Raw genomic sequence first — 17010 nt, forward strand, 5'->3', positions numbered from 1 at the left:
TCACCATGCGTCAGATTATCCTGGACACCGAAACCACCGGCATCGACCCCCGTGACGGCCACCGCATGATAGAAATAGGGGCGGTTGAGATGCTCAATCGCCGCCTTACCGGCAATACCTATCACCAATATATCAATCCGGAACGCGAGATCGATCCCGAGGCCATCGCAGTACACGGCATCACCAACGAGGATGTCGCCGACAAGCCCCGATTTGGCGATATCGCAGAGGAATTCTGGGCCTTTATCGAAGGCGCCGAGCTGGTGATTCACAACGCGCCCTTCGATGTGGGGTTCATGGACCACGAGTTCCGCCTGTTCAACCGGCAGCTCGGTGAATCGCGGTTCGCTCCCGTCGCCGACCATTGCCGAATCCTCGATACCCTGCAGCTCGCCCGAGACAAGCACCCTGGCCAGCGCAACAGCCTGGACGCCCTGTGCAAGCGCTACGAGATCGACAACGGTCACCGGGTCCTGCATGGCGCGCTGCTCGATGCCGAGATTCTTGCCGATGTCTATCTGGCGATGACGGGTGGACAGACCGCACTGTCGCTCGATGCCGCCGCTGCTCGCGAGGGGCAGGCGAGCGATCCGGGGGGACTATCGATTCGCCGTCTCACGTTAGAGCCGGGGCGTCTGAGGATCACGACTCCCGACGATGATGAGCTGGCTGCACACCGTGCCAAGCTCGCTGGTATCCGTGAGGCGGCAGGCGAGTGCCAGTGGGATCGCCTGGTCGGAGACGGGGAGGCAAGCTGATGCTGCGTCGCGAATTGCCGGCCAGTGCCATGGCGGGACATGTGATTCGCCTGGCCGAGGGACGCATTGCACCGTCTGCGGATGGCGATTTCCTGCAGCCCGTGTGTCGCTGGAGTCCGGCAATGCAGCCGCTGTGCTACTGGAACGATGAACCGGTGGCGCTCAGCGTGGAGGAATCTGCCGGCGAGGACTGGCCTGATGGACGCAGCTGGCTGAGTCGACTCCCCGAGTCTCGGTTTTCCCTGCTATCGACAGCTCTGCAGGTGGGCGCCTGGCTGCGTAATCACCGTTTTTGCGGGCGATGTGGCGCCGAGACCTCGCGTCTTGATGCCGAGTTTGCGATGCATTGCCATGCCTGTGGCCATCGCAACTATCCTCGCATCTCGCCCTGTATTATCACTCTCGTCACCCACGGGGAATCGATCCTGCTGGGACGTAGTCCGCGCTTCCCCGCAGGACGCTACTCGACATTAGCGGGATTCATCGAACCCGGAGAGGCCGCCGAAGAGGCAGTGCGTCGAGAAGTCTTCGAGGAAGTGGGGATTGCGGTGGGGCGCGTCCGGTATTTCAAGAGTCAGGCCTGGCCTTTTCCGCATTCGCTGATGCTGGGATTCTTCGCCGAGGCTGCGAGTCGGCGCATCCGTATCGATGGCGTTGAAATCAGTGATGCGGCCTGGTTCAGCCCGCGGAGCTTGCCCCAGTTGCCGCCGCTTTATTCCATCTCCCGCGCCTTGATCGAGACACACCTGGCGGAGGTCAAGACAGGGCTTTGATGGCTCGTTGGCAACGCTAAACCGTTCAGGAAGAGGTTGATTGGCTTGAATGTGCGGTCATGGTGGCCTGTTACCCCCTGGGGTCGTGGTGGTGATCAGATAAGGAGAGTGTGGTGAACGAGTGGTTGACGGATTTTGGCATGTTCCTGGCTCAGCTACTGAGCTTGGTTATCATCATCGCCCTGATTGCCGCAGTGGTGATGCGTGCAAGAAGCAGCGGTCCGGCGCACAGCCGGCTGCACCTGGAGGAGCTCAACGAGACGCGCAAACACCGCCACCGGCGGATGACCATGGCTGCCAGCGAGCCCGGGGGTCGCAAGCGATTGTTGAAAGCCTTCCGCAAGGAAGACAAGACGCGAGGCCGCCACGGGCGCAAGGCGCAAGCCGACGCTCGAGCGACGGTCTGGGTGCTGGACTTTCATGGCGACATCAAGGCCAGTGGTGCCGCCAGGCTTGCCGAGGAGGTTTCCGCTGTCATCGCCGTCGCTACTGAAGGCGACGAGGTGGTAGTACGTCTGGAGTCCGCCGGAGGCTTGGTGCATGCCTACGGACTGGCGGCTGCCGAGTTGGATCGCCTTCGACTTGCCAAGCTTTCAACCACCGTGTGCGTCGACAAGGTGGCCGCCAGCGGAGGTTACCTGATGGCGTGCGCTGCCGATCGAATACGCGCCGCGCCCTTTGCAGTCCTCGGCTCTATCGGCGTGGTGGCACAGTTACCCAATGTGCATCGGCTGCTCAAGCGTCATGACATCGATGTGGAGTTGCTGACCGCGGGCCGCTACAAGCGCACCCTGACCGTGTTTGGCGAGAATACCCCGGAGGGCCGCGAAAAATTTCTTGAGGACATCCAAACCACTCACGAGCTCTTCAAGCGCCACGTTGCCGAACGGCGCCCCGGCCTGGACATCGATGCGGTGGCGACCGGTGAAATCTGGTACGGCAGCCAAGCTTGCGAAAATGGCCTGATCGATGCTCTGGGGACCAGTGAAGCTTATCTGTTTGAGCGGATGGAACAGGCCAAGGTGATCAATCTCAAGCTTGAGCCCAAACGCAAGCTGGGCGATCGCCTTGGCGTGGCGATTTCCCGGGGTGTCGAGAGGGCCATCGAGCGTAGCCTTGAAATGCTTGAGGCAACGCGCTGGCAGAAACGCTAGCAATCCGATGATTCACTCGTTCGAGGCGAACTCGGTGCTTCCCAAGGCATCAATCACGGTGCGCGCGTTATTGCCACTTAATGAATAATAGATGGTCTGCGAGGCGCGACGAGTGCTGACCAGCCCTTCACGGCGCAAGATCGCCAGATGCTGGGACAGCGCGGACTGACTGAGAGATAGCCGTTGATTGAGCTCTGTCACCGAAAGCTCCTGACCCTCGAGCAGGCAGAGAATTCTCAAGCGGTTATCGTTGGCCATGGCCTTCAATAATGCGGTGGCCTGATTGATGACCGAGTCCCCTCTCTCGAGAAGTCGAGATGCGTCGTTACGGGTATTGCTCATTGTGCTCTCCCTGAGCTGGCGAATTTCGCGAATCCTAGTAGCATCCCCGGGACTTGGTTGCCCGGGGTCTTGTGCTGGCAGGCGTTCCTGTTTTAACTATTTCTCAAGCATAGACCAGCAAGGCCACGGAAGAAGTCACGCTTTTGACTGATTCCACCGCATGCTCGCCATCTGGCTTACCCACAATTCTTTGTCGACAATGATAGCGAAGCTGATGCTCCTTTTGTCGAATATTAGCCCATTGTATGAAGTCAATCAGTCAATTCTGCTCTAGAGTGTCAACAATCCTCGACGCTAACGACCAAAAGCAGGCTACCCATGGACTCCTACCGCAGCCAATTCAACCGTTCGATCGAACAACCAGAAGCCTTCTGGGCCGAGCAAGCCAGACGCATCCCCTGGTTCCAGCCCCCCACAACCATTCTTGAGTACGACGACACCGGTCATGCCCGCTGGTTTGTTGATGGCGAACTCAATATCTGTCATGCCGCGCTGGACTTCCACGTGGAGCAGGGCCGGGGTGACCAGCCTGCTATCTATTGGGATTCACCGGTAACCGACAGCAAGCGCACCATCACCTTCGGTGAGATGCGCGATCAAGTGGCACTCTTCGCCGGGGCTCTCAAGGGACTCGGGGTGGAAAAAGGTGATCGTGTGGTGATCTACATGCCGATGGTGCCGGAGGCCTTGGTTGCGATGTATGCCTGCGCGCGCCTGGGTGCCGTGCATTCGGTGGTGTTCGGCGGGTTTGCGCCTCATGAGCTGTCAGTGCGTATCGAGGATGCCGAACCTAAGGTGGTGGTTGCAGCCTCCTGCGGCATCGAGGTCGACCGCGTATTGCCCTACAAGCCGATTATCGACAAGGCGATCGAGCAGAGCACCTATAAGCCGCAGGCTTGCGTAATATTCCAGCGTGAGCAACAACGCGCCGAGCTGGGGGCGAGGGATCACGACTGGTCTGCGCTGATGAGCGAGGCTCAACCTGCCGGCTGCGTAGCAATGAAGGCCAGTGATCCGCTCTATGTGCTCTACACCTCCGGCACTACCGGAAAACCCAAGGGGGTTGTTCGCGACACCGGCGGGTATGCCGTGGCTCTACACTACTCGATGGACGTCATCTATGACGTCGCTCCGGGCGATGTGTTCTTCTCTGCCTCGGATGTCGGATGGGTCGTGGGTCACTCCTACATCGTTTATGCCCCTTTGCTGCGGGGGTGCACCACGGTCGTCTATGAGGGCAAGCCGGTCATGACACCTGACGCGGGGGCCTTCTGGCGACTGATCGAGGCGTATGGTGTCAAGAGCTTTTTCACCGCGCCGACGGCGTTTCGCGCGATCAAGAAGCAGGACCCTGATGGCAAACTGCTTGCGCAATATGACATCAGCTGCCTCAAGGCGCTGTTTCTGGCTGGCGAGCGGCTCGATCCACCCACCTACCATTGGCTCGACGACTTGCTCGAGGTGCCGGTGCTCGATCACTGGTGGCAGACCGAAACCGGCTGGCCTATCGCCGCCAACCTGCAAGGTCTCGAACCCATGCCCACCAAGGCGGGTAGCGCCACGGTCCCGGTGCCTGGCTTCAACGTGCAGATACTCGGCCGCGATGGTCAACAGGTCGGCGCCATGCGCCAGGGAAGTGTGGTGATAAAGCAGCCCATGCCACCGGGATGTCTGATCGGCATCTGGAGCGATCCACAGCGCTTCCACGACGCCTATATGGCCGCCTTTCCCGGCTATTATCTCACTGGCGACGGCGGCTATATCGACGAGGACGGCTACCTGTTCATCCTGGGACGTACCGATGATGTCATCAACGTGGCGGGGCATCGCCTTTCCACCGGCGAGATGGAAGAAGTGGTGGGCGCTCACCGAGCCGTTGCCGAGTGTGCCGTGATCGGCATCCATGATGCCCTCAAGGGGCAGGTGCCGGTGGGGCTGGTGATTCCCAAGGATGGTTTCAACGGTGATGAGGCACAGCTGGAAAAGGAACTCATCGACCTGGTGCGTAACCGAATCGGCCCTGTCGCCTGTTTCAAGCAAGTGCTGGTGGTCGACAAGCTACCCAAGACACGCTCAGGAAAGATTCTTCGCAAGCTGCTGCGCAACATCGCCGATGGCAAGGAGTTCGGGATTCCTTCGACGATTGACGACCCGGCCAGTCTGCAGGACGTGCATGACGCCATGAGAGAGCGGTCGCTGGGCTTGGCTCATGAGGCGCGCCAGGTGTAATTATTGGTACGAATAACCAGAAACTGTCAGTTGACTGCTGCCGCCCCTGGGCGGTAGCAGTGTTACTAGCTGTCTGTTCTGTCTGTTGCATCACCATGGCCAGCGTGAAGCCGTGCCCGTATAATCTTCCCCTATTCACTTGTCAGCGATTTTCCGTTGGCGATTTCAATCCCGAGGGTTCCCTCACCCCTCTCGGCAAGCCCCGCTTTGCAAAAAGGACGACTCGATGTTCGCGCTTTCCCCCGGCCAGTACCGCCGCTGTGTTGCGTTACTGGTGGGTTTTCATATTCTGGTCATTGCCGCCAGCAATTACCTGGTGCAGTTGCCCTTCACCCTGCTGGGCTTTCATACCACCTGGGGCGCGTTCAGCTTCCCCTTCATCTTCCTGGCGACCGACCTGACCGTCCGCCTGTTTGGCAAGGAGCCGGCCAAGGCAATCGTGATGCGCGTCATGTTGCCCGCGCTGGTGATCTCCTACGTGATTTCAGTGGTCTTTCCCCAGGGTGGCTTTGCCGGTCTGTCGGCGCTCGGGGAGGTGAATCTGTTCGTTGCCCGCATTGCCGTGGCGAGTTTCATGGCCTATCTGCTCGGGCAACTGCTCGATGTACATGTCTTCGACCGGCTTCGGCAGCTCCGTGCCTGGTGGGTAGCGCCGGCCGTCTCAACAGTGCTGGGAAATCTGGTCGATACCTTCGCCTTCTTCTCGATCGCCTTCCTGCGCAGCCCAGATCCCTTCATGGCCGCCAACTGGCTGGAAATCGCCTGGGTTGATTATGTCATCAAGCTCGGCATCAGCCTGTTGTTCTTTCTGCCGCTCTATGGCCTGCTGCTGTCTTGGCTGAGCCAACGTCTGATAGCGGTAACCGGGAGCCAGGATCTGCCACCGTCCGCCTTGTCAGCGCACCGTTGAACCGTTAACCGCCGAGGAGAGAGATGCCAACGCCACTTCACTATGCCGATAGCCAAGTTGATACTCATGCCGAAACCGGTGACGAGAGCCGTAAAAGTGTTCCGCTGGTAGTGATTCACGGTCTTTTCGGCAGCGCCGATAACTGGCGCTCCCATGTGAAAGCCTGGCAGTCGGTACGCCGGGTGATTGCCGTGGATCTGCGCAATCACGGTCGTTCTCCCCACCTGGCGGGAATGGGCTACGCCGAGCAGGCAGAAGATGTGGTCTCCCTGCTCGATCGCCTGGGGATCGAACAGGCCCATCTACTGGGTCACTCGATGGGCGGCAAGGTGGCGATCAGTATCGCGCGCGAGTATCCGCAGCGGGTCGCCTCGCTGATCGTCGCCGACATCGCACCGCAGGCCTACGGTCATGATCACGACACGGTATTTGCCGCACTGCGACGAGTCGCCGAGGGGAAGCCGGCGAATCGTCGCGAGGCCGATAAACTGCTCGCTGAACACGTCGACGAACGACCGGTCAGACTCTTCCTGGCGACTAACCTCGAGCGGGCGGAGGAGGGCGGCCTGAGGCTGCGACTCGGTCTTGATGAGATCGAGGCAGACTACGAGGCCATCATGGGGGCGCCGGCGGGCCAGGCGCCGTATGGCGGTCCGACCTTGGTGTTACGCGGTGCGCGTTCTCAGTACGTGACCGACGCAGCGCTGCCCGCACTCCGCGAGGTGTTGCCGGACGCCACGATCAAGACGCTGGATGCCGGCCATTGGCTGCATGCCGAGCAGCCCGAGGCGTTCCGGGAGGCGGTCGATGAGTTCCTCGCGGCACTCGAGCGCTGAAGCCTTTACGCCGGCACGATTCTGAGCCCGCTGGCGTGTGGGTCGTCGAGAAAGCGCCTGAGAATACGGTAGGTATCCACATCGAACCGGTTGTCGGTGCCGTCGAGTGTCGCTATCTCTTCCAGACGGCTCACGCTGCCCAGATGTGACCAGTGGGCGACGAGATGCCATTGCTCCTTGCCGTCATCACCCGCTTCGCCGATGGCCACACGCCCTTCCCAGGGCCAGCTCTTGACCTGCAGTCGCGCCAAGGCATCTCTTGCCCTGCGCTCGTGGTCATCGAGGCTTTCTGCTCCATGACAGGCACCGCGACACTTGCCAAGTTGGCTGGCGAAACACCGGCCTCGTCCCGCTTCAATGCCCAATACTCGCGGGCACAACCCCTGGTCGGCCGCTATCTGCTCGAGGGCGCGGCGTGCCTCCTTGCGGCTGCGGAACAGCCCGAACAACTCGCTGGCCTGTGAGCCGGTCATGGCGCCGCCGTTGACCAAGGTGGGTGACGGATCCCCCTGGGGCCAGTGCCAGCCGACCAGTTCGCCACGTCGCCGAAGTTGCCGATTCATCGTTGGCAGCAACTGCTTGACCAGTCGTGCCTCCAGCAACTGAGCGCCCAGGTCGCCGGCCGTTTCTCGCCAGTCGATACGCTGGATCTGACGGACCAGGCGCATCTCGCGATCGTGCCGGTAATCGCTCTGGAAATGGCTCATGATGCGGGCGCGAAGGTTGACGCTCTTGCCGATGTACAGCGGCAGATCATTCTCGCCGTAGAACAGGTAGACGCCTGGCCTGCCTGGAATAGACTGGAGCAGGCCGGGATCGAGATGGGCGGGCAGGCTTGGCTGGCTGAGTTGCCGAGACACTTCTGTCTCGATATGGGCGGTGGGATAGTGAGCCTCCCAGCGTTGCCAAAGTGCGATCAGCGCTCGTGCATCGCCCTCGGCACGGTGCCGGTCGTGGTTGCTCAGCCCGTGTCGCGCCAGCAGGGCAGCGAGGTTGTGATGGGGCTGCTCTGGGTCTAAACGGCGGGAGAGGCGCAGGGTACAGATCACCTTGGCGCGAAAGTCGATGCCGGCGCGCTGGAATTCGTTGCGCAAAAAACCGTAGTCGAAGCGTGCATTGTGCGCGACCAGGCAAGCGTCTCCCAGCCACGCGTGAAATGACGCGGCAATGGCCACAAAGGAGGGCGCCTCGGCGACCATGGCGTCGTCGATACCCGTCAGCGACACGATTTGTGCGGGGATGCGCGTGCCGGGCTGAATCAGTTGGGTCCAGCGATCCACGATACGCCCCTGCTCGACACGCAGAGCCGCTATCTCGGTGATGCGGTCACGTGTGGTGCGGGTGCCGGTCGTCTCCAGATCCAGAAAGACCAGAGGATACGCAAGGGCCATGTCAGGGCGCTCCGAGATCGGTGGCGAGTCGCTCTACAGGGGTCAGGGTGCCGGCCATGGCATGTTTGTGCAGAAAGGCTTCGAAGCGTGCGTAGCGGCCATGGTCGATGGCGGCGGGCCGGACACTGAGACGCCTCAAGATGTCTGGCCATGCAGCGCGGCTGCTGGGGGTATCCAAGCCCGGCTCGGTGTCGATCAGCAATTCCCAGGCCTCGTCAGGATACTCGATAATCCAGGCCGTGGCCTCTTCCAGTGCTTCCACCAACAGACGCATCGCCGAGCGGTTCTTGCTGAGTCGATCCCGGTTGGCGACGAGAATCAGGCCGTCATGCAGAGGTACGCCATGATTCTCGACCCGCAACATCCGGGTCGCCATGCCTTCATCGTTCAACTGGCGAGGTAACAGATGACGCATGGATCCGATCACGCCGTCCACCTCACGGGCGCTCATCGCGCCGTCGAGCTCGAAGCCGACTCTTTGCAGCTCCAGTTCATCGCGACGGATGTCGTATTGGTGCAGCAGGGCCGTCAGCAGCACCTCCAGACCATCCTCGGTCGCGTAACCGATCCGTAGCCCGGCCAGTCCCGCGGGTGAGTCGATGTCGAGGTCTTCGCGCAGCATCAGGCCAGTGAGCGGTGTGCCGATCAGGGTAGCGACTCGGATCAGCGGCAAGCCTCGATCAACCTCTCGATGAAGCAGCGGCTGGCGGCTCAGTGCCAGTTCTGCACGTCCGGCAGCCAGCAGTTTCAACGGGACGTCAGGGTCGGCCGGGGTCGACAATGTCACGGAAAGCCCGCGTTGCTCATACAGGCCAAGGGCCTGCGCCACGAACAGGGCGGCGTGTTGAGGGCTTGGGTACCAGTCGAGCATCACCTCCAGCGGCACAAGGGGCGGGGGCTCGATGGGCTCGGCGGGTGTCTCGACCATGGTGGGGCCCGGTTCTGCCGTGAGTGACGCCTCGGTGGTGTCCAGATTAAGGGAAGTGTCTCCCGACATCTGTGCTTGCCCACCTATCAGTGGCATGAAAGGGCTATCGGTAAGCCGTTCGATTTTCTGGGCGGCAGTGATGGCGTCGGTTGTCGCGGTCAGCTCTTCGTCGGCCTTCTTCAGCGACGGAACCATTACCTCAGTCGCCAGGGGCGGATAGCCCAGCGGCGGCGCCGGCAAGGAATCTTCGGATGCCATGGCGATGTGCCAGGCAAGCAGTGGCAGCCCCAATAATGCCAACAGACGGCTGGCCCAGCGCAGCTGACATCGGGCGTGAATGGTCATCGAGGCCTCTTCGGCTTAGGCAGCAGGAGCGTCTACAAGACGCGACACCAGTGTAGCCTTTTGTTATTCGTCATGACCAGCACACTCCGGGAGCCCTGTCGGCAGCGTCGCGAGGGGCAGGGGGGTATGCGATAATCGGCTCTTTGAATCTTGTCTGGATGCCGATGGATACCATTAATACGCTCTTTCTGCTCAGCGGCTTTCTGATTGCCTTGAGTGCGCTTGCCAGCCGGCTTTCCACCGTGGCAGGCGTACCCTTGCTGTTGATCTTCCTGGCCCTGGGGATGCTGGCCGGAGAAGAAGGGATTCTCGGCATCGAGTTTGATGACTATTCGGTGGCATTCCTGATTGGTCACCTGGCATTGGCCATGATCCTGCTGGACGGTGGGTTACGGACTCGGCTCAAGACCTTCCGGGTCGGTTTCAAGCCGGCGCTGAGCCTGGCCACCTTTGGCGTCTTCATCACTAGTGGGCTGGTGGGTCTGATCTCGATGTGGGTCTTCGATCTTACCTTCATTCAAGGACTCCTGGTGGGGGCGATCGTTGGCTCTACCGATGCAGCGGCGGTTTTTTCCATGCTTAGCGGGCGTGGCGTCAATCTCAACGAGCGAGTCGGGGCGACGCTTGAGATCGAGTCCGGCACCAACGATCCCATGGCCATCTTCCTGACGATCGTGCTCGTCGAGGTGCTGGTGGGCGAGGTCGGCGGTATCCTCGATACCGGCCTCTTTCTGGTGTTGCAGTTCGGTCTGGGTATGGTCATCGGGCTGGGGGCCGGTTGGTTGATCGCGCGATTGTTGCGTTGGGTCGATTTGGCGCCGGGGCTTTATTCGCTGCTGGCCCTGGCGCTGGGTTTTGTAGTCTTCGGCTTGGCCAGTGCGCTGGGTGGGAGCGGTTTTCTTGCTATTTACCTGACGGGCTTGATGATCGGCAACAAGCCCGGACGGCATCTCAATTTCATCCTGCCGGTCCATGATGGGCTCGCTTGGCTGAGTCAGATCGGGCTATTCCTGGTGCTGGGCCTGCTGGTCAATCCCAGCGAATTGCTGGAGCACGCTTTGCCCGCTTCGCTGGTGGCGCTGTCACTGATCTTCATCGCTCGCCCACTCGCCGTGTTGCTGACTATCAAGCCATTTTTCAAGTTCCGCTGGCGAGAAGTGGGTTTTATCTCCTGGGTAGGACTGCGTGGTGCGGTGCCCATTGTGCTGGCGATTTTTCCCGTGATCGGCGGCGTCGAAAATGCCTCGTTCTACTTCAATGTGGCTTTTGCTGTGGTGTTGATGTCCTTGCTGATTCAGGGGGGGACGCTGCCCTGGATGGCCAGGCGCATGAAGGTCGAGGTGCCCAAGAGTGTCTCACCGAGCCTTCGTGGCCCGCTGGGGGTGCTGCCGGAAAACGACTACGAGATGTTCGTTTATGTGGTAGATAACGAGGACCTCAAGGATGTGCCGATACGGCTGTTGCGCTTTCCCTCCGGCGCTTTGATCTCGGCGCTGTTTCGTGATCATGCCATGTTGCATCCCAAGGGAAGCACACGACTGCAATTGGGCGATGTCATTTGTGTCATCGGCCGCACCGATGATCTGCCGGCCCTGAATCGGCTCTTCAATGGTGATGCGAAACTCAAGCAGGTGCGGGCGTTCTTCGGTACCTTCACGTTCGATGGCCAGGCGCGAATGCAGGATATTGCCGAGGCGTATGGCCTGACCCTGAGTCCCGGCGAGCATGACATGACGTTGGCCGATTTCGTGTCGTTACGCGTCGGCGGGCATCCAGTTGTGGGAGATGACGTTGATTGGCACGGCATCCATTGGGTCGTCAGCGATATGGAGGGCAACAAGGTGACCCGCGTAGGTTTGCGCCTGTACTGAGCCTTTTGTAGCCGGCCCCGCAAAAAGAGCCGAGGCCGCGCAACATCAAGCGGGTAGGGATTGGCGCGTTTCCATTACTATCTCCACCGACTCATCCAGGCTCGCCATATAGGTACTGCTGTCCTGGATTGTACAACTCAACGTCATGTTCTTGGCACTCAGCGCCGCCAGCGACGTTACCGAGCTAGCATCGATATCCACGACCGCAAGGTTCTTGAGTTCCTTGAGCTTTCTGCCGACCTGCTCCCACCACACCAAGGCCCCATGGCCGCTGTAAGAGTAGATGACGACCTTTCTGGCTTGGCCGCATGCTTTGCGTATGCTCTTTTCGTCTGGTTGCCCCAGCTGGATCCAGAGCTCGATGGCACCCGTCGGATCCTTCTGCCAGATATCGGGTTCATCCGCAGTACTCACTCCGCGACCGAAATACAATGTCTCAGTGGCGTGGTGAGCGAATGCCAGGAGACGCACCATCATTCGTTCCTCACTCTCCGATGGGTGGCGAGCGAGGGTCATGGTGTGCTCGGCGTAGTAGTGCCGGTTCAAGTCGGCGACCTGTAGCTGCATCTTATGTATGGTTGCTTTCAGTGCCATAGGTTACAACGCCTGCCTGTTCAAGAGTTTCTGACTCATGATGCCATAGTTGGCGCAATGCACCATGACGTCGTCCGGGGACCATCTCCTCTCGCCAATCCGTTCAGGCCAGAAAATGGCGAACCCGGGGATAGCGAGGTAAGCAGGAAGATTTGCGGTAACCAATCAAAAAATAAGCTATTAGTAAGAAGTGTGGTGAATGAAAGCCGCTTTTGGCGGTCACACCATCGGTTGCTACACTGTGGCATTGCAAATGTGATGACATCAGCGTGGTAAGTGACTCAGGAAAATAGCTTTTTCAAAGGGAGTTTTCATGAATAATATCGTCTGGATCGTCGGGGCAGTCGTCATCGTACTGGCCATTCTTTCCTTCCTGGGTTTTCGTTGAGGCATGACGCCTGATGCCCTTATCCGTCTTGGCTCAATAGAGGCCCTGAAACAGGAGTAGAACGAGATAGCATCCATAAATATATGGTTCTGAACACAAACTAAATCCCACCCCGGGTATGAACTGGACTCACATCGGTGGGCTGGTTCATTCAGGTGGTGCTCAAGGCCTGATCTTGTCTTGCACAAGACCGAGGCCTTTTTTGTGTCATCCTGTCATGTCTCGTTCGTCTGGGTTGACCAGCGTAGTTCCGGCACAGACAGTGATAGCCAAGCACCTGTCTGCTGGAGGAAAAATGCATGGGGGAAGAATCACCGGCTAAGTCCGCCGCTGACGACACGCTTCGATGGCGTGTCGAGGGGATGGATTGTGCCGGCTGCGTGCGCAAGGTTGAGGCTGCGGTCATGCGCGTGGATGGCGTCGGGAGCGTGGCCGCCAATGCCACTGTCGGTACCGTCAGCGTGACGCCCAGTAAAGGCTTGTCGCCATCACACCAGGCGATCGAGGGGGCGATCCGCGGCCTGGGCTATGGTGTCGCATCGGACGCTACGGATGGTGCGTCCGCGGGGCGCCCAAGGCAAGAGGCCTGGTGGCGAAGCGCCAAGGGACGCCTGGTAGTGGCAAGCGGTGCATTGCTGTTGCTGGCCTTCGCCCTGCACTGGGCATGGCCCGCGCTGGGGAATTGGCCCTTCGTCGCCGCCACTATCGTTGGCCTGGTGCCGATCGCGCAGGCGGCCTGGCAAGCCTTGCGTGTAGGAGAGCCTTTCACCATCGAGATGCTGATGACCATTGCCGCCGGCGGCGCCCTGATCATCGATGCCGCCGCCGAATCCGCGGTGGTGGTGTTCCTCTTCGCGGTGGGTGAGCTGCTTGAGGGGGTAGCGGCCTCCCGAGCACGACGCAGCATCTCGGCGCTCTCGGATCTGAAACCCTCCACGGCTCAACGGCTCGAGGACGGCGAACCCCGTGAGGTTCCCGCCGACACTCTGCTGCCGGGGCAGTGGGTATTGGTCCGCCCCGGCGATCGGGTCCCCTGTGATGGCCAAATCCGAGAAGGAGCCTCCTATCTGGATGAATCATCAGTCACCGGCGAGTCCGTGCCACCATATAAGACAACCGGGGACGCCGTCTTTGCCGGAACCGTCAACCAGGATGGTGCACTCAAGGTGGAAGTGACTCGCCGCACCGAGGACAACACCATCTCGCGGATCATTCGTCTCGTGGAAGAGGCCCAGGCCGCGAAGGCACCAGTTGCGCGTTTCATCGATCGGTTCGCCCACTGGTACATGCCGGTGGTGGTCGGCTTGGCCGGGTTGATAGCGGTGGTGCTACCACTTGCCTCAGGCCTGGCCTGGTCGGAATCGATCTATCGGGCCCTGGCGTTGCTGCTGATTGCCTGTCCCTGTGCCTTGGTAATTTCGACCCCGGCCGCCATCGCCGCCGGTCTCTCCAGCGGCGCACGCCGGGGTCTGTTGATCAAGGGTGGCGCCGTTCTCGAAACGCTGGGCAAGCTCAAGACTATCGCCATGGACAAGACCGGCACGCTGACTGTCGGCATGCCGCAGGTCACCGATGTAACAGCCTTTACCGATGATGAGGATGAGCGAGGCATCCTGCGCTTGGCGGCAGCGCTTGAGCGCGAGTCGAGCCATCCCATCGCCACCGCGATCATGAATCATGCTCGCAAGCAGGATCTTGCCCTGCCCAGGGCACAGGCCGTCCGGGCGCTTTCCGGTTCAGGCGTGGCCGGGCATGTCGAAGGCCGCGATCTCCTGCTGGTCAGCCCTCGACATGTAGACGATTGGCTAACGGAACAGCCTGAACGCCATGTCCCTATCGAAACGCTCGAGCGAGAGGGCAAGAGCGTCGCCATTCTCGTCGAGGGCGAGCGGTTGCTTGGGCTCATCGCCGTACGCGATGAGCCGCGCGATGATGCCAGGGAAGGCCTGAGGGCGCTCGAGCGGCTGGGCGTCAGGGCAGTGATGTTGAGCGGCGACAACGCCCGTGCGGCGGCGGCGATCGGTCAAGCCCTGGGCATCGAGGCCCACGGTGAGTTGATGCCGGATGACAAGGCGCAACGTGTACGCAAATGGCAGGCCAATGGTCAAGGGCCGGTAGGCAAGGTCGGCGATGGCATCAACGATGCCCCGGCGCTGGCAGCGGCGGACGTTGGCATCGCCATGGGTGGCGGCACCGACGTCGCCCTCGAAACGGCGGACGCGGCACTGCTCGGGAACCGGGTCTCAGGCATCGCGGAGCTGATCGACCTGTCACGCGCTACCCTGCGCAACGTCAAGACTAACGTGGCCCTGGCGCTGGGCTTCAAGGCTATCTTTCTGGTGACCACGGCGATGGGCGTCACTGGCCTATGGATTGCAGTGATGGCGGATACCGGCGCCACCGTGCTGGTCACCCTGAACGCGATGCGACTACTGAGGTATCGTTATAGATAGACATCTACCAGTTTAACAAGCTGGTTTGTGACACAGTGGTACTAGCAACCGGTGTGATCTGAAACAGACTACGTCTTAAAACATGGGTAATATGTTAAGCGGAGGGGGGGGCATTAGATGATTGGTAGCAACTGGGTTGGCCTGGTCGGTGCGCTACTTGTCTTATTGGTGAGTTACGATGCCATACGCACCACATTATCAGCAACAGACTCAGGACCTTTAACAAACAAAATTCTTTCCATGCTATGGGCTGTGTTGGTCCGAATCCCTAATAAGCGTAGAAGACATGCAGTCTTGTCTGCGACAGGCCCATGGTTTTCCTTGGGGTTAATTATATTCTGGCTGATTATAACTTGGGCGGGCTGGTTCTTGCTTTTTTGTAGTTCTCACGACGCTGTTGTAAATGCTACAACATCGGCCCCAGCCTCCCTGATCGAGAGAGCTTATTTTACCGGCTATACCATTACGACGCTAGGGTATGGTGATTTCGTGCCTGATGATAACGACTGGAAAATGCCGGCAACCGTGGCGGCGGCCAACGGTTTTTTTCTTTTCACTCTAGCTGTGACATTTATGCTCAATGTTGTTTCGTCTATCACTCAGAAACGCCAGCTGGCCCTCAATATCAGCGCATTAGGGAAAACGCCAGCACAAATTCTTCAATCCTCTGCAGATGAAGGGAGCTTCGTTAGCTTGAGCATTCAAGTTCAGCAGCTTCAGCAAAGCATCAACACAGTGGGGCAACAACACTTAGCATTTCCCATCCTTCATTATTATCATGCTGAACACAGCGATAAGTCACTTCCTCTTGCTCTGACTCGGTTGTACCAGACTTTAGCGCTGGTGTGCTATGGAAACAACTGTCTTTCGCCCACGACACGTTCCCAACTCGTCTCGGCTAAGAACGTGGTTGAGCAGTTTCTTGACACACTAGGCAGCGCATTTATCAAACCAAAAGCCGAATCACCGGACATTCCTGACCTAGCATCTGTAGCCGGCCTACCGGGCTTTAATCGTCCCGCTAGCGAACTTCAAAGTCACCTAAAATCTTTAGAGAAGCAAAAGCTACTTCTCGCATATGTTAATAAAGATGGCTGGGAGTGGCAGGAAATATGGTAGTTTTCAACTACTGCAGTTGTAAATAATGGCTCTACTTCGTGGGCTATCTGCCTGTGGATGAAGTGTGCGATGCCAAACGACTTTCTTTCCCTTGATCGTTTGCGTGAACAGGCCCGGGAGTGGGAAGCGGAGTTCTCTTTGTGGGTGGCGGAACTGGGACGTTACGTCAAGCGTGCCGAGGCCCGTGATCGCCTGGGGGCCTATCTACGCGGCTTGCTGGGTGACATTGGGCGACGCAACAGTTGGCAACTGGCCGAACATCAGGGCGACGCTCATTCCTGGGGCTCTCAACACCTGATCCATCGTGCCCGCTGGGACGAAGGACGGTGTACGCGACGTCGTGCGTCAGCGGGTCTACCACGATGAGGAAGGAGTGCTGGTTGCCGATGAGACGGGGGTCCTGAAGAAAGGCCAGCGCTCGACAGGCGCAAAGCGCCAGTACAGCGGCACCGCCAGCGTGATCTGGAGATGAAGCAGACCAAGAAGGGCAACCAATGGTATTTCGGCCTGAAGGCCCATATCGGCGTCGATGCGGTCACCGGACTGACGCACAGTATCGTCGATGTCACCATGGCCGGCGCCCTGGTCCGTTTGGCTGTATAACCCATCAAGATGGACTCATGCAATGGTGGCCAGTGCAGAATTCCTCAGCGGAATATGGCTAGCTAGCTCCGATCTAGCATCTATTTTTCGTTAAGCTGCATGGACGAACCAGGAAGGCGAGTTGGCATGTCACTCCTTTTCTGCAAATACATTGAGGTAGCCCCGGGGGCACAATTCCAATATCGGCAAGTCAAGCATCGGCGCCTCCTTCGGCTTCTGTGGGGCGGAGTTCAGCATTGCAAGCGCGGAAGACATGGTAGAGTCGGGATCCCGGTGACCGGCTTGCCGTACAGCACTGCCTTGACGGTAAGAAATA

Annotated in this window: 13 protein-coding genes and 2 pseudogenes; 11 read left to right on the forward strand and 4 right to left on the reverse strand. The window is 59.4% G+C overall.

Features of this window, described 5'->3' with window-relative positions; all coding sequences use genetic code 11:
- Positions 1–5 precede the first annotated feature (5 nt).
- From dnaQ to sohB, 3 genes are all read left to right on the forward strand, one after another.
- The gene (dnaQ, locus tag BM341_RS00105) at positions 6–758 is read left to right on the forward strand and encodes a DNA polymerase III subunit epsilon (protein WP_089791687.1); all 753 of its coding nucleotides are present in this window, start codon (positions 6–8) and stop codon (positions 756–758) included.
- Positions 758–1531 carry an NAD(+) diphosphatase gene (gene nudC, locus BM341_RS00110; protein WP_089791689.1) on the forward strand — a complete coding sequence of 258 codons (774 nt, stop codon included), beginning with the start codon at positions 758–760 and terminating at the stop codon, positions 1529–1531. Before dnaQ ends, nudC begins: the two co-directional genes overlap by 1 nt.
- Positions 1532–1644: 113 nt before the next feature.
- Positions 1645–2685 (forward strand): protease SohB, encoded by a 1041-nt coding sequence (sohB, locus tag BM341_RS00115; RefSeq protein ID WP_089791691.1) that lies wholly within the window; start codon positions 1645–1647, stop codon positions 2683–2685.
- Positions 2686–2697: 12 nt separating this feature from the next.
- On the opposite strand, the gene BM341_RS00120 is transcribed toward sohB, so the two are convergent.
- Positions 2698–3027 (reverse strand): ArsR/SmtB family transcription factor, encoded by a 330-nt coding sequence (locus BM341_RS00120; protein ID WP_089791693.1) that lies wholly within the window; start codon positions 3025–3027, stop codon positions 2698–2700.
- 285 nt (positions 3028–3312) lie between these two features.
- Here BM341_RS00120 and BM341_RS00125 point away from each other — a divergent pair.
- The 3 genes and pseudogenes from BM341_RS00125 to BM341_RS00135 form a co-directional block, all read left to right on the forward strand.
- Positions 3313–5256: pseudogene (locus tag BM341_RS00125) on the forward strand (propionyl-CoA synthetase); the annotation flags it as partial.
- A 226-nt stretch (positions 5257–5482) separates the two neighbouring features.
- Positions 5483–6166, forward strand: a complete 684-nt coding sequence (locus tag BM341_RS00130; RefSeq protein ID WP_089791697.1) for a 7-cyano-7-deazaguanine/7-aminomethyl-7-deazaguanine transporter — start codon at positions 5483–5485, stop codon at positions 6164–6166.
- A gap of 23 nt (positions 6167–6189) precedes the next feature.
- On the forward strand, positions 6190–7002 hold the full coding sequence (locus tag BM341_RS00135; RefSeq protein WP_089791699.1) for an alpha/beta fold hydrolase: 813 nt from the start codon (positions 6190–6192) through the stop codon (positions 7000–7002).
- Between the two features lie 5 nt (positions 7003–7007).
- On the opposite strand, the gene BM341_RS00140 is transcribed toward BM341_RS00135, so the two are convergent.
- On the reverse strand, positions 7008–8393 hold the full coding sequence (locus BM341_RS00140; RefSeq protein ID WP_089791701.1) for a 3'-5' exonuclease family protein: 1386 nt from the start codon (positions 8391–8393) through the stop codon (positions 7008–7010).
- Position 8394: 1 nt separating this feature from the next.
- Positions 8395–9666 carry an ABC transporter substrate-binding protein gene (locus BM341_RS00145; protein WP_089791703.1) on the reverse strand — a complete coding sequence of 424 codons (1272 nt, stop codon included), beginning with the start codon at positions 9664–9666 and terminating at the stop codon, positions 8395–8397.
- 164 nt (positions 9667–9830) lie between these two features.
- Here BM341_RS00145 and BM341_RS00150 point away from each other — a divergent pair, with 164 nt between their 5' ends.
- Positions 9831–11537, forward strand: coding sequence for a potassium/proton antiporter (locus tag BM341_RS00150; RefSeq protein WP_089791705.1), 1707 nt, complete (start codon positions 9831–9833; stop codon positions 11535–11537).
- 45 nt (positions 11538–11582) lie between these two features.
- On the opposite strand, the gene BM341_RS00155 is transcribed toward BM341_RS00150, so the two are convergent.
- Positions 11583–12131, reverse strand: a complete 549-nt coding sequence (locus BM341_RS00155; RefSeq protein WP_089791707.1) for a YaeQ family protein — start codon at positions 12129–12131, stop codon at positions 11583–11585.
- Positions 12132–12818: 687 nt separating this feature from the next.
- On the opposite strand from BM341_RS00155, the gene BM341_RS00160 reads away from it, so the two are divergent.
- The 4 genes and pseudogenes from BM341_RS00160 to BM341_RS18860 form a co-directional block, all read left to right on the forward strand.
- Positions 12819–14972 carry a heavy metal translocating P-type ATPase gene (locus BM341_RS00160; protein ID WP_089791709.1) on the forward strand — a complete coding sequence of 718 codons (2154 nt, stop codon included), beginning with the start codon at positions 12819–12821 and terminating at the stop codon, positions 14970–14972.
- Positions 14973–15089: 117 nt separating this feature from the next.
- The gene (locus BM341_RS00165) at positions 15090–16091 is read left to right on the forward strand and encodes a potassium channel family protein (protein WP_089791711.1); all 1002 of its coding nucleotides are present in this window, start codon (positions 15090–15092) and stop codon (positions 16089–16091) included.
- 69 nt (positions 16092–16160) lie between these two features.
- Positions 16161–16457, forward strand: a complete 297-nt coding sequence (locus BM341_RS00170; RefSeq protein WP_089791713.1) for a hypothetical protein — start codon at positions 16161–16163, stop codon at positions 16455–16457.
- A gap of 84 nt (positions 16458–16541) precedes the next feature.
- Positions 16542–16679: pseudogene (locus BM341_RS18860) on the forward strand (IS5/IS1182 family transposase); the annotation flags it as partial.
- Positions 16680–17010: the final 331 nt, after the last annotated feature.

It is taken from the genome of Halomonas korlensis, assembly GCF_900116705.1.
GTDB lineage: Bacteria > Pseudomonadota > Gammaproteobacteria > Pseudomonadales > Halomonadaceae > Halomonas > Halomonas korlensis.

Coding starts and splice junctions, on each gene's coding strand:
- nudC (WP_089791689.1), top strand. CDS start 758: ATGCTGCGTCGCGAATTGCCGGCCAGTGCCATGGCGGGACATGTGATT.
- BM341_RS00170 (WP_089791713.1), top strand. CDS start 16,161: ATGCCAAACGACTTTCTTTCCCTTGATCGTTTGCGTGAACAGGCCCGG.
- dnaQ (WP_089791687.1), top strand. CDS start 6: ATGCGTCAGATTATCCTGGACACCGAAACCACCGGCATCGACCCCCGT.
- BM341_RS00130 (WP_089791697.1), top strand. CDS start 5,483: ATGTTCGCGCTTTCCCCCGGCCAGTACCGCCGCTGTGTTGCGTTACTG.
- BM341_RS00135 (WP_089791699.1), top strand. CDS start 6,190: ATGCCAACGCCACTTCACTATGCCGATAGCCAAGTTGATACTCATGCC.
- BM341_RS00165 (WP_089791711.1), top strand. CDS start 15,090: ATGATTGGTAGCAACTGGGTTGGCCTGGTCGGTGCGCTACTTGTCTTA.
- BM341_RS00120 (WP_089791693.1), bottom strand. CDS start 3,027: ATGAGCAATACCCGTAACGACGCATCTCGACTTCTCGAGAGAGGGGAC.
- BM341_RS00140 (WP_089791701.1), bottom strand. CDS start 8,393: ATGGCCCTTGCGTATCCTCTGGTCTTTCTGGATCTGGAGACGACCGGC.
- BM341_RS00145 (WP_089791703.1), bottom strand. CDS start 9,666: ATGACCATTCACGCCCGATGTCAGCTGCGCTGGGCCAGCCGTCTGTTG.
- BM341_RS00160 (WP_089791709.1), top strand. CDS start 12,819: ATGGGGGAAGAATCACCGGCTAAGTCCGCCGCTGACGACACGCTTCGA.
- BM341_RS00150 (WP_089791705.1), top strand. CDS start 9,831: ATGGATACCATTAATACGCTCTTTCTGCTCAGCGGCTTTCTGATTGCC.
- BM341_RS00155 (WP_089791707.1), bottom strand. CDS start 12,131: ATGGCACTGAAAGCAACCATACATAAGATGCAGCTACAGGTCGCCGAC.